The sequence below is a fragment of the Streptomyces sp. HP-A2021 genome, from assembly GCF_022807935.1.
GTDB lineage: Bacteria > Actinomycetota > Actinomycetes > Streptomycetales > Streptomycetaceae > Streptomyces > Streptomyces afghaniensis.
Map to the genome: position 1 here is coordinate 2,493,570 of NZ_CP094344.1, position 12,897 is coordinate 2,506,466.

At 69.4% G+C, this 12,897-nt stretch carries 8 protein-coding genes; 2 read left to right on the plus strand and 6 right to left on the minus strand.

Annotation, left to right across the window (positions count from 1 at the left end):
• Window positions 1-345 precede the first annotated feature (345 nt).
• On the plus strand, window positions 346-4,143 hold the full coding sequence (locus MQE23_RS11390; RefSeq protein WP_243379079.1) for a GH92 family glycosyl hydrolase: 3,798 nt from the start codon (window positions 346-348) through the stop codon (window positions 4,141-4,143).
• Between the two features lie 20 nt (window positions 4,144-4,163).
• The gene (locus MQE23_RS11395; RefSeq protein WP_243379080.1) at window positions 4,164-6,179 is read left to right on the plus strand and encodes an alpha-glucuronidase; all 2,016 of its coding nucleotides are present in this window, start codon (window positions 4,164-4,166) and stop codon (window positions 6,177-6,179) included.
• Here MQE23_RS11395 and MQE23_RS11400 read toward each other — a convergent pair.
• The 6 genes from MQE23_RS11400 to MQE23_RS11425 form a co-directional block, all read right to left on the minus strand.
• Window positions 6,173-8,215, minus strand: coding sequence for a beta-galactosidase (locus MQE23_RS11400; RefSeq protein ID WP_243379081.1), 2,043 nt, complete (start codon window positions 8,213-8,215; stop codon window positions 6,173-6,175). The two genes, MQE23_RS11395 and MQE23_RS11400, sit on opposite strands and share 7 nt — an antisense overlap.
• Window positions 8,212-8,895 carry a hypothetical protein gene (locus tag MQE23_RS11405; RefSeq protein WP_243379083.1) on the minus strand — a complete coding sequence of 228 codons (684 nt, stop codon included), beginning with the start codon at window positions 8,893-8,895 and terminating at the stop codon, window positions 8,212-8,214. The genes MQE23_RS11400 and MQE23_RS11405 overlap by 4 nt, the downstream gene beginning before the upstream one ends.
• Window positions 8,892-9,197 carry a hypothetical protein gene (locus MQE23_RS11410; RefSeq protein WP_243379084.1) on the minus strand — a complete coding sequence of 102 codons (306 nt, stop codon included), beginning with the start codon at window positions 9,195-9,197 and terminating at the stop codon, window positions 8,892-8,894. The genes MQE23_RS11405 and MQE23_RS11410 overlap by 4 nt, the downstream gene beginning before the upstream one ends.
• Window positions 9,194-10,849, minus strand: a complete 1,656-nt coding sequence (locus MQE23_RS11415) for an extracellular solute-binding protein (protein ID WP_020273741.1) — start codon at window positions 10,847-10,849, stop codon at window positions 9,194-9,196. Before MQE23_RS11415 ends, MQE23_RS11410 begins: the two co-directional genes overlap by 4 nt.
• 103 nt (window positions 10,850-10,952) lie before the next feature.
• Window positions 10,953-11,825 (minus strand): carbohydrate ABC transporter permease, encoded by an 873-nt coding sequence (locus MQE23_RS11420; RefSeq protein ID WP_020273740.1) that lies wholly within the window; start codon window positions 11,823-11,825, stop codon window positions 10,953-10,955.
• Window positions 11,819-12,811 (minus strand): ABC transporter permease subunit, encoded by a 993-nt coding sequence (locus tag MQE23_RS11425; RefSeq protein WP_243379085.1) that lies wholly within the window; start codon window positions 12,809-12,811, stop codon window positions 11,819-11,821. The genes MQE23_RS11420 and MQE23_RS11425 overlap by 7 nt, the downstream gene beginning before the upstream one ends.
• Window positions 12,812-12,897: the final 86 nt, after the last annotated feature.

The window sequence follows — 12,897 nt, forward strand, 5'->3', positions numbered from 1 at the left end:
GGACTCAGGCGGTGAACCGGATCCTTCCGGCACCGCGATCGGGTCAAGCTGGGTCGTGCAGGAAAGTGCGGGTGGAGACGTGCGGATCGTGTGAAGCGTGCGACAGGTATAGTCCACTTCCCGCCAGCGGATCAAGATCGAACACAGGGTTGGCCGTGGGTCTTATCCGAGTTGAGACCTCACGGAAAGCCGAGCGCTCCGCCTGTTCCTCGGCGGAAATATCCCGGTCGTCACCCCCGAATGCCACAACCAACACCCTTGACACTCCTTGGCACTTGGGCAACTACTGGTGCTTGCGCATCGAAGTTGACAACGTTGTCCACTGCGCAGGGAGGGTACCCGTTGATGCAACGGAAAGCTCGGCACAGATGGGGTACGGCGGTCGTGTCGGCGACCGCCTTCGCTGTGGCCCTGGGGTCCCAGGGCGTTGCGGTCGCACTGCCCGAAGCGCCCGAGAAGGCCGACCGGAGGTTCACCTCCTCCTTCGAGGCGGATGACCCGGTTCCGGACTGGCTGAACACCGTCGACACGAACCCGGACGGCGGCAAACGCGCCTCGGGTGTCGACGGTGGCTACAGCAGCGGCATACCGGGCAATGTGACCGACCATGTCACCGATGTCCGGGCCAGTGCCGAGAACACGGGCGGGGGTGAGGTGAAGGAGAACCTCGCCGACGGGGAGCCGAGCACCAAGTGGCTCACCTTCGAGTCCACCGGCTGGGTGGAGTTCGACCTGGACAAACCAGTCAAACTGGTGCGATACGCACTGACGTCGGCCAACGACCACGACGAGCGCGACCCGAAGGACTGGACCCTGAAGGGCTCCGCCGACGGCAAGGAGTGGAAGACGCTCGACACCCGCTCCGGGGAGTCCTTCTCCGAGCGGTTCCAGACGAAGACCTATGACGTGGCGGAACCGGCCGAGTACCGGCACTTCCGGCTCGACGTCACCGGCAACAACGGCGGCGACATCCTCCAGCTCGCCGACGTCCAGTTCTCCACCGGCGGCGGCGACGGGCCCGTCCCCCAGGACATGCTCTCCCTCGTCGACCGGGGCCCGAGCGGCTCCCCCACCGCCAAGGCGGGCGCCGGGTTCACCGGAAAGCGCGCCCTGCGGTACGCCGGCCGGCACACCGCCGACGGGCGGGCGTACTCGTACAACAAGGTCTTCGACGTGAACGTGGCCGTCGGCCGGGACACGCGGCTGGCCTACCGCATCTTCCCGTCGATGGCGGACGGCGACCTCGACTACGACGCGACGAACGTCTCCGTCGACCTCGCCTTCACCGACGGCACCCACCTGAGCGACCTGAGGGCGACGGACCAGCACGGCTTCCCGCTGACCCCGCGGGGGCAGGGCGCGGCGAAGGTCCTCTACGTCAACCAGTGGAACAACGTGGTCGCGCGGATCGGATCGGTGGCGGCCGGGAAGACCGTGGACCGGATCCTGGTGGCGTACGACTCCCCCGAGGGTCCGGCGAAGTTCCGGGGGTGGCTGGACGACGTGACCATCGAGTCCGTCGCTCCCGAGCGGCCGAAGGCGCATCTGTCCGACTACGCGGTGACGACGCGCGGCACCCACTCCAGCGGCGGCTTCTCGCGGGGCAACAACTTCCCGGCGACGGCGGTGCCGCACGGCTTCAACTTCTGGACGCCGGTGACCAACGCGGGCTCGCTGAGCTGGCTGTACGACTACGCGCGGGCGAACAACGCGGACAACCTGCCGACGATCCAGGCGTTCAGCGCGAGCCACGAGCCGAGCCCGTGGATGGGTGACCGGCAGACCTTCCAGGTGATGCCGTCGGCCGCCTCCGGCACCCCGGACACCGGACGGGAGGCGCGGGAGCTGGCCTTCCGGCACGAGAACGAGACCGCGCGGCCGTACTACTACGGGGTGCGGTTCGAGAACGGGCTGAAGGCCGAGATGGCGCCGGCCGATCACGCGGCGGCCCTGCGCTTCACGTACCCGGGCGATGACGCGAGTGTCCTCTTCGACAATGTGACGGATCAGGCCGGGCTGACTCTGGACAAGGAGAACGGGGTCGTCACCGGCTACTCGGACGTGAAGTCCGGACTGTCGACGGGCGCGACCCGGCTGTTCGTCTACGGCGAGTTCGACAAGCCGGTCACCGAGGGCTCGTCGTCCGGCGTCAAGGGCCACCTCCGCTTCAAGGCCGGCGACCGGACCGTCACGCTGCGCCTGGCGACCTCGCTCATCAGCGTCGACCAGGCCGAGGACAACCTCCGCCAGGAGATCCCGGACGGCACCTCCTTCGAGGCGGTGAAGCGGAGCGCCCAGCGGCAGTGGGACCGGCTGCTCGGCAAGGTGGAGGTCGAGGGCGCGACCCCCGACCAGCTGACGACGCTGTACTCCAGCCTGTACCGGCTGTACCTGTACCCGAACTCCGGGTTCGAGAAGGTCGGCGGGAAGTACCGGTACGCCTCGCCCTTCTCCCCCATGCCGGACCCGGACACCCCGACGCACACCGGAGCGAAGATCGTCGACGGCAAGGTGTACGTCAACAACGGCTTCTGGGACACCTACCGGACGACCTGGCCGGCGTACTCCTTCCTCACGCCCAGCAGGGCGGGTGAGCTGGTCGACGGGTTCGTGCAGCAGTACAAGGACGGCGGCTGGACCTCGCGCTGGTCCTCCCCCGGCTACGCCGACCTCATGACCGGCACCTCCTCGGACGTGGCGTTCGCGGACGCCTACGTCAAGGGCGTCGACTTCGACGCGAAGGCGGCGTACGACGCGGCCGTGAAGAACGCGACGGTCGTGCCCCCGAACTCGGGTGTCGGCCGCAAGGGCATGGCCACCTCTCCCTTCCTCGGCTACACGAGCACCGAGACCCACGAGGGCCTGTCCTGGGCGCTGGAGGGCTACCTCAACGACTACGGCATCTCCCGCATGGGCCGGAAGCTGTACGAGGAGACCGGTGAGCGGCGCTACAAGGAGGAGTCGGAGTACTTCCTGAACCGGGCCCGCGGCTATGTGAACCTCTTCGACGCCAAGGCCGGTTTCTTCCAGGGCCGCGACGCCGCGGGCGACTGGCGGGTCGAGTCGTCGAAGTACGACCCGCGGGTGTGGGGCCACGACTACACCGAGACCAATGGGTGGGGGTACTCCGTGAGTGTCCCTCAGGACAGCCGAGGCCTGGCGAACCTCTACGGCGGCCGGAAGGGGCTCGCCGACAAGCTCGACACGTACTTCTCCACGCCCGAGACGGCCTCCCCCGAGTTCGTCGGCTCGTACGGCGGTGTCATCCACGAGATGACCGAGGCGCGGGACGTGCGGATGGGCATGTACGGGCACTCCAACCAGGTCGCCCACCACGCCGTCTACATGTACGACGCGGCCGGGCAGCCCTGGAAGGCGCAGGAGAAGGTCCGCGAGGTGCTGTCCCGGCTGTACACCGGCAGCGAGATCGGCCAGGGGTACCACGGCGACGAGGACAACGGTGAGCAGTCGGCCTGGTACCTGTTCTCCGCGCTCGGCTTCTACCCGCTGGTGATGGGCAGCGGTGAGTACGCGATCGGCTCCCCGCTGTTCAAGAAGGCGACCGTCCGTCTGGAGAACGGGCGTCAGCTGGTGGTGAAGGCACCGGAGAACAGCGCGCGGAACGTGTACGTGCAGGGGCTGAAGGTCAACGGCCGGACGTGGACGAAGACCTCGCTGCCCCACTCGCTGGTCGCCAAGGGCGGCGTGCTGGAGTTCGACATGGGTCCACGGCCGTCGTCGTGGGGCACGGGCCGGCACGCGGCGCCGGTGTCGATCACGCAGGACGACGAGGTGCCGACGCCCCGCGCGGACGTGCTCGACGGTGAGGGCGCCCTGTTCGACGACACCTCGGCGACGGACGCGGCGGTGACGTCCGTGGACCTGCCGGTGCCCGAGCGCGCCGAGGCGGTCCAGTACACGCTGACGTCGTCGGCGGACCGGGCGAAGGCACCGGCCGGCTGGACACTCCAGGGCTCCTCCGACGGCACGACCTGGCGGACGCTGGACCGGCGCTCCGGGGAGTCCTTCGCCTGGGACAGGCAGACACGCGCGTTCAGCGTGAGGTCGCCGGGTACGTACGAGAAGTACCGCCTGGTCCTCGACGGCGAGGGCACGCTGGCGGAGGTCGAACTGCTCACCTGAGCAGCCGAGTTGGGGGTCTCATGCCGCTTCCCGTGCCCGTCCTGCCCGAGGGTGTCGACCCGGCCTGGCTGCCGCCCGCCGCCTTCCGTGCGGTCGGCGGCCGGCGGACGCTGATCCGCGGGTCGGGGCCGTTGGCGGAGACGGTGCACGGGGAGGTGGCGGAGGCCTGCCGTCGGTTCGGGGGCCGGGTCGTGTGCGATGCCCGGCCGGGCGATGCCGCGTACGACCTGGTCCTCGACCTCGGTGACGAAGGCCTCGGTGCCGACGACCTCGGTGCCGACGACCTCGGCGAGGAAGGCTTCGCGTGCGCGCGTGAGGGCGGCACGACGACCGTCACCGCCTCCGGCGGGCGGGGGCTGCTGTACGGCCTGTTCCACGTCGTACGTCTCGGCGAGGCGGCGTTCACCGGAGGGTGGGCGCCAGAGAGGCATCGCCCCGCGCTCGCCCTGCGCATGCTCGACCACTGGGACAACGTCGCCGTGCACCCGGTCATGGGCCAGGTGGAGCGCGGGTACGCGGGCGGCTCGCTGTTCTGGGAGGACGGGCGGGCGCGCGGCGACCTGGAGCGGGTGCGGGCGTACGGCAGGCTGCTCGCGGCGTGCGGGATCAACGCGGTCGCCGTCAACAACGTCAACGTCCACGAGACCGAGGCGCACCTGCTGACCGACCGGATCGGCGAAGTGGCCGCGATCGCCGATGTGTTGCGGCCCTATGGGGTCCGCACACACCTGTCCGTGTCCTTCGCCGCGCCGGTGGTGCTCGGCGGGCTTCCCACGGCCGATCCGCTGGACGAGGCGGTGCGAGGTTGGTGGGCCGCCGCGACCCGACGGGTGTACGAGGCGATCCCCGATTTCGGCGGGTACGTCGTGAAGGCCGACTCGGAGGGCCAGCCGGGCCCGTTCGCCTACGGTCGCAGTCACGCGGACGGGGCGAACCTGCTGGCCGCCGCTGTGGGGCCGTTCGGCGGCACCGTCCACTGGCGGGCGTTCGTCTACGACCACCGTCAGGACTGGCGCGACCGCACGACGGACCGGGCCCGGGCCGCGTACGACCATTTCGTGCCGCTGGACGGCGAGTTCGCGCCGAACGCCGTGCTCCAGGTGAAGCACGGGCCCATGGACTTCCAGGTGCGCGAGCCGGTCTCGCCGCTGATCGGCGCGATGCCGCGCACCCGGCTGGCGGTGGAGTTGCAGGTCACCCAGGAGTACACCGGGCAGCAGCGGCACGTCTGCTGGCTCGGGCCGATGTGGAGCCAGGTGCTGCGGTTCCGGCACGGACCGGAGTCGTCCGTGGCGGAACGGGCGCGGGGCGGGCTGGTCGCCGTGTCCAACGCCGGCGACGATCCGTTCTGGGCCGGGCACCCCCTCGCCCAGGCCAACCTGTACACCTTCGGACGGCTGGCCTGGCGGCCGGACGCCGAGCCGCGTGAGGTGCTCGACGAGTGGATCGGGCTGACCTTCCCGGAGGCCTCGGAGCGCCTGTCCGACGGGTTGCACGCGGTGCTCGACGGCTCGTGGCGGACGTACGAGAAGTACACCGCTCCGCTCGGCGTGGGCTGGATGGTGCAGCCGGGCCACCACTACGGGCCGAGCGTCGACGGCTACGAGTACAGCCCCTGGGGCACCTACCACTTCGCCGACCGGGACGGCATCGGCGTCGACCGCAGCGTGGCGAGCGGGACGGGGTACGCCGGGCAGTACGGCAAGCCGTGGGCCGAGCTGTACGAGTCGCCGGACACCTGCCCCGACGAACTGCTGCTGTTCTTCCACCATGTGCCGTACGGGCATCTGCTGCAGAGCGGGACGACCGTGCTCCAGCACATCTACGACACGCACTTCGAGGGTGTGGAGGAAGTCGAGGAGGCCCGGGAGGTGTGGGCTTCGCTGGCCGGACTGGTGGACCGGGCGCGTCACGCGCGGGTGGCGGAGCGGTACGAGGAGCAGCTCAGCAGCGCCCGCGAGTGGCGCGACCAGATCAACAGCTACTTCTTCCGCAAGTCGGGGGTGCCGGACGAGCGGGGGCGGCGGATCTACTGAAGGATCCGGCTCCGCTGAAGGATCCGGCTCTGCTGAAGGATCGCGACAGCCAGGGGGTCGAGGACCAGGGGGTCGCCCTGTTCGACCCGTTTGCCGGTGAGCAGGTCGGTGGCGGTGGTGTGGGCGGTCAGGTGGGCCGGTTCGGGGGCGTGGTTGAGGAGGAAGAACAGTCGGGTGCCGTCGGGGGCGACCCGGGTCGCCGTCTCGACCTCCGGGTGGTCGGCGTAGGGGCCGAGCAGGTCGTGGCGGGCCAGGATCCGGCGGACGACCTGGTCGACGCCCGGCTGGTCGAGGGCGGTGGCGACGTACCAGCCCTCGCCGTCCCCGTACGGGTTGCGGGTGACGGCCGGGGTGCCCGCGTAGAAGTCGGTGCCGTAGGTGGCGACGGGTTCGGCTCCGCGCGGCAGCACGATCTCGAAGACCAGCCGGGCCTCGGCTCCGAGCTCGGGGACGGTCTGGGTGAACTCCGGTGGGCGGGCGTCCCATTCGTCCACGCGGATGCCCGTCAGCGGCGCGAGCGGGCCGGGGACGTCGGTGAGGAAGGCGCGGTCGTGCTCGTCGACGCGGCCGGAGAGGAAGGTGGTCAGGACCGTGCCGCCGCGTGCGGCCACGTCTTCGAGGCGGGTGGCGAGGTCGCCCTTGACCATGTGGAGGGCGGGGGCGATCACCACGTCGTAGGGCGTGAGGTCGGCGGTCTGCGGGATCACGTCCACGTCGGCCCCGGCCTCGCGGGCGGCCCGGTAGTAGGCGTGGACCACGTCCGGGTACTTGACCAGCCGGGACGGGCCGTCGGAGATCTCCAGGGCCCACCAGCTGTCCCAGTCGAAGAGGAGAGCGGTGCGGGCCGGGGTGCGGGCGCCGAGGGTCCGGTCGCCCAGGGCTTCCAACTCCCTGCCCAGTTCCGCTGCTTCGAGGAACACACGGGTGTCGTCGCGGCCCGCGTGGCCGATGACCGCCCCGTGGTACTTCTCGCAGGCGCCCCGGGAGGCGCGCATCTGGAAGTAGAGGGCCGCGTCCGCACCGTGGGCGATGGCCTGGAAGGTGGCGAGGCGGAGTTCGCCGGGCCGCCGGAGCGGGTTGACGTCCCGGCACGCGGTGGTGGACGGCGTCTGCTCCATCAGCCAGAACGGGGCGCCGTCCTTCAGGCCGCGCATCAGGTCGTGGGCGAGGGCGGGCCGGGTCGGCGGGGCGTCGAGGGGCGGGTAGTTGTCCCAGGAGGCGAAGTCGAGGTGGGGCGCCCAGCGGTGGTAGTCGAGGGGGCGAAAGGTGCCCATGAAGTTGGTGGTGACGGGCGTGTCCGGGTCGTGGGCGCGGATCACCTCCTTCTCGGCCAGGAAGCAGCCGAGGAGGGCGTCGGTGGTGAAGCGGAACCAGTCGAGGGTGATGCCCTGGAAGGCGGTGTGGTCGGGGCCGCGCCAGTGCTCGGTGAGGGCGTTCGGCGGCTCGATCTGGTCCCAGCCGGTGTAGCGGTGCGACCAGAAGGTGGTCCACCAGGCGTCGTTGAGGGCGTCGAGGGTGCCGTGCCGGTCGCGGAGCCACTCCCGGAACGCTTCGGCGCACAGCTCGCAGTAACAGGCGCCGCCGTACTCGTTGTTGATGTGCCAGGCGAGCAGGGCCGGGTGATCGGCGTACCGCTCGGCGAGGCGGGAGGCCAGCGCGGTGGCGTGCTCGCGGTAGGCCGGTGAGCTGGGGCAGAAGTTGTGGCGCTGGCCGTAGCGGTGGCGCCGGCCCTCGAAGTCGGTGCGGTTGACCTCGGGGTGCCGCTTGGCGAGCCAGGGCGGGAGGGCGGCGGTGCCGGTGGCCAGACAGACCTGGCGCCCTTCGGCGGCGGCCCGGTCCAGGACGCGGTCCAGGACCGTGAAGTCGTAGGTGTCCGGGGCCGGTTGGGTGAGGGACCAGGTGAAGACACCGACGGTGAGGGTGTCGATGCCGGCCCGCGTGAACAGACGGTGGTCGTCGTCCCAGACGGTCTCGGGCCACTGCTCGGGGTTGTAGTCACCGCCGTACGGGATCTTCGGCGTGCGGGGCGCGGTCATGCCGTGAAGTCCTTCTGGGTCTCGGTGATCACCGCGCGGCTGCCGTGCAGCAGGGACAGCAGCAGCGGGGCGGCCAGCAGAGCGGGCAGGGCCTCGGTCAGCAGGGCGGTCAGCGCGGCCGTCAGGACGAGCAGGGAGGCGGCGGCGAGGGTGGCGCGGCCGTGCCGGAACAGGAAGTACCCGGCGAGGCGGGCGGTGTCCCGGGCGCGGAAGGCGAACAGCGAGGTGAGGACGAGGGCGTGCGCGCCCCAGAGGAGGGAACCGGCGCCGATCGCCGCGAGCAGCAGCGCCCACCAGGCGGGCAGGCCCGTGGCGGAGAAGTGGGTCAGGGTGAAGGCGATGACCGTCAGCCAGGCCAGCAGGGGTGCCCACAGCTGCAGCGCCGGTACGGCGTTGAGCCGCCAGCCGCGCAGGTAGGCGCGGGCCGGGTGCAGTTCGGTGAGATCGTGGCTGCGGTGGTGGAGGGCGTAGAGCGCGGCGGACAGGGCCGGTCCGAGGGGCAGCAGGCACAGGGCCGCGAGGGGGAGGTTGGCGGGGTCGGGTCCGAGCAGGAGCAGTCCGGCCAGGCCCGGGGAGGCGGCGAGGAGCAGCAGCGCCTCGACGGTGAGGACGGTGTGGATCAGGGCGGAGGCGCGGGAGAGGGCACCGGTGCCGAAGTCGGAGGTGCGTACGGTGCTCATGCCGCCTCCCGTCCGGGCAGGCGCCGCTCGTCGCGCCGGGGCGGGGGCTCGTCGGCGACCGGGGTGAGCTCGACGAGGACGACCTCGTGGCGGCCCAGGGGCAGGGGCAGGTGGACGCGGCCGGCGTCGGCGGTCCGTCGCCGGTGGGTGCGCGGGGGCTCGGCGAAGCCCTGGAAGCCGCGACGCAGGGCCAGACCGTCGCGGCCGACATCAACGGCCAGCCCCCGACAGGTACGCGCAGGCACGGCGCAGTCCCGGGCGTCGGTCGGCCGGGCGGTCGGGGCGGCGGGGGCGTGGATCACCCGTTCTCCTTCTTGAACCGCTCGTACGCCTTGTTGTGCAGGTCGACGAGCTGCTGCATGTTCTTCGACTTCAGTTCGGCGAGGTAGGCGTTCCATTCGGACAGGGGCCGTTTGCCGAGGACGAACTGGAGGGTGTTCTGGATGACGGTGTCCTTGAGCGGGGTGTCCCAGAGGGTCGCCTGTTCCTGCTCGAAGGACTGGAGCGGGTGGGCCGGGTCGATGGGCAGTTGCTCGCGCTGGGTCATGGCGTCCTGGAACTTCTTCTCGTCCGGGCTGAACGAGGAGGAGACCAGGGCCCAGCTGCCGCCGTAGGTGAAGACGCCGTTGAAGAAGCCGTAGTCCTTCTGGAGGTCCTTCGGGGCGTCCGGCTCGGAGCCCATCAGGGAGATGCCGGGCTTCAGCCGCGGACGGCCGCCGGACTCGGTGTAGGTGACGCCCTCGACGCCCCACTTGCAGAACTTCTGGCCCTCGTCGGAGTACCAGAGCCAGTCGAGGAACTGCATCATCGCGACGAAGCTGTCGCTCTTGAGGGCCTTTCCGGAGACCATGACGCCGTTCTCCAGACGGGTGCCGCCGAGCACGACCGGGCCGGCCGGTCCGAGGGGCACAGGGACCATCTCGATCCTGGCCCCGTCGACCTGCTTCTCCAGGTTGTAGCGGTAGTTCTGCACCAGCTCCTGGGGGTTGGCGCTGATCGCGTAGGACTTCTCGGCGAGGAGCTTCTGCACGGCCTGGTCGTCGGTCTGGCTGAAGCTCTCGGGGTCCATGAGCTTCTCGGAGACGAGCCCGCGCAGGTACTCGACCATCTGGCGGTAGCCGTCCTGGGCGCCGGTGAAGACGAACTTCTGTGCCTTGTGGTCGAAGCTGATGTTGTCGTACGCCCATCCGGCCCGGACGCCGAAGGCCTGGCCGAGGTAGCCGAACAGGGCGCCGCAGGGGAACGGGGTGTTGGTGCTCCAGCGGTCGGAGAAGGGGTACGTGCCGGGGTACTCCTCCTTGAGCGCCTTGAGGACGTCGTGCACCTCGTCCCAGGTGGTGGGCAGGCTCAGGCCGTGCTTGTCGAGGACGTCCGTGCGGAAGGACAGCGAGTAACCCGCCTTGGCCTTCTCGTGCAGTCCGGGCAGCAGGTAGTACTTGCCGTCGGACTGGCGGATGGAGTCCAGCTCGGGCTCCAGCTTCCACTTGCGCACCTTGTCGCGGAAGTTGGGCATCAGGTGGACGTAGTCGCTGACCGGGAGGATCGCGCCCGAGGAGACGAAGGCGACCTCGGAGGGGTGGTACGTCTTGGGGATCAGGAACGGGGCGTCGCCCGCGCCGATGAGGACGCTGCGCTTCTTCTCGTAGTCGGCCAGGGGGACGTCGACGGGTTTGAGGGTGACCCCGGTGCGCTTGGTGAGTTCCTTCCAGAACAGCCAGCCGTCCTTCATGGGGTAGACGGGGTTGTTGTTGTGCAGCACCGAGAAGGACAGCGGCTTGGCCGCCTTGAACTGCTGCCCGGCCCGGTAGTTCTTCATCGCCCCGTTCTGCTTCTTCGACAGGTCCTTCCCGTCCCCGCCGTCGTCTCCGCTGCCGCAGCCGGTGACCGTGGCGAGACCGATGAAGCCGGCGGCGGCGAGTATCTGGCGCCGCGACAGCTGTCCTGCGTTCTTCACGGAGACTCCTTTGTTCCGTAAGCGAGTTGACCCGTAAGCGAGTTGACCCGTAGGCGAGTTGACCCGTAGGTGAGTTGGCCCTAGGCGAGTTGAGGAGACGGCGTCAGCCCTTGACCGCGCCGAGCATCACGCCCGAGACGAAGTAGCGCTGGACGAACGGGTACACGCAGAGGATCGGCAGGGCGGTGAGGACGATGGTCACCGACTGGATGTTCGCGCCGACCTGGCTGAGCTGCTCCGTGCCCGCGCCGGCGTTGCCGCCGCCTGTGGCGCCCTGGATGAGGTTGCGCAGATAGACGGTGACCGGCATCAGATCCGTCCGGTCCATGTAGAGGAAGGCGCTGAACCAGGAGTTCCAGAAGGACACCGAGTAGAACAGCACCATCGTCGCGACGACCGCCTTGGACAGCGGCAGCACGATCCTGAGCAGGATGCCGTACGTGCTGAGGCCGTCGATCTGCGCGGCCTCCTCCAGTTCGGTCGGCAGGTTCTCGAAGAAGGCCTTCATGACCAGGAGGTTGAAGACGCTGATCGCGTTCGGCAGGGCGATCGCCCAGACGCTGTTCTTCAGGCCGAGGCTGGTGACCAGGATGTAGTTCGGGATCAGGCCGCCGGTGAAGAACATGGTGAACACGGCGATGCCGACGAGCACACCACGGCCCTTGAGGTGCCTCTTCGACAGCACGTAGGCATAACACGTCGTCAGCACCATGGCCACGGCGGTCGCGACGACCGTGTAGAGCACGGTGTTGCCGTAGTTCCGCCAGAACATCGAGTCCTGGAACACGATCTCGTACGTGGTGAGGTTGAACCCCTTGGGCAGCAGGGTCACCTCACCGGCCCGGATCTGCCGCTCCCCGCTGAAGGACCGCGCGAGGATGTTGACGAAGGGGTACAGGGTCACCAGTACGACGAGGGTGAGGACCACCCCGTTGACGCCCTGGAAGACCCGGTAGGAACGACTCGGCTTCACCACAGGCTCGTCCCCACTGTGCGGCGCGAGAGCTGGTTGGCGGACGTGATGAGGACCAGGCCGATGACCGCCTCGAACAGTCCGATGGCGGCGGCGTAGCTGAAGCTGTTGGACTCCACACCGGACCGGTAGACGTACGTCGAGATCACGTCGGCGGTCGGATACGTCAGCGGGTTGTACAGCAGCAGGACCTTCTCGAAGCCGACCGCCATGAACGCGCCGATGTTGAGGATCAGCAGCGTCACCATGGTGGGCCGGATGCCGGGCAGGGTGACGTGCCAGATCTGCTGCCAGCGGTTGGCGCCGTCGATGCGCGCGGCTTCGTACAGGTCCTCGTCGATCGTGGTCAGCGCGGCGAGGTAGAGGATCGTGCCCCAGCCGGCGGTCTGCCAGATCTCCGAGCCGACGTAGATCGTGCGGAACCACTCGGGTTCCTGGATGAAGCGGATCGGCTCGTGCCCGAACCAGCCGAGGAGGTGGTTGACGGGGCCGTCACTGGCCAGCATCTGCATCGTGATGCCCGCGACGATCACGATCGACAGGAAGTGCGGAAGGTACGACACCGACTGCACGAACCGCTTCAGGGAACGCCGGCGCACCTCGTTGAGCAGCAGCGCCAGCACGATCGGGACCGGGAAGCAGAACAGCAGCGTGAGCCCGCCGATCCACAGGGTGTTGCGGAACACCTGCCAGAAGGTGGGGTCGTTGAGGAACATCTGCACATAGCGCAGCCCCACCCACTCCTCGCCGAAGATCGACCCGCCCGGCTCGAAACGCCGGAAGGCGATGACGTTGCCGATCATCGGCAGATAGCGGAAGACCAGGAAGAACAGCAGCGGCAGGATCGCCAGCGAGTACAACTGCCAGTCGCGGCGCAGCGCCCGCCGCCAGCCGGTCCGGGCGGGGTCCCGCTTGCCGCGTCGGGGAGCGGCTCTGGCCGGAGACGGATCCTCGGTGCCCGGCGGGGCCGATGTGGTGGACGTGCTCATGCTCGGGCCTCCCGTGGCATGGGACGCGGAACCGAAACTTTCGAGCTCTTACCGGTAACTTCGCGGCAACTTAAGGGCAGCAGAAA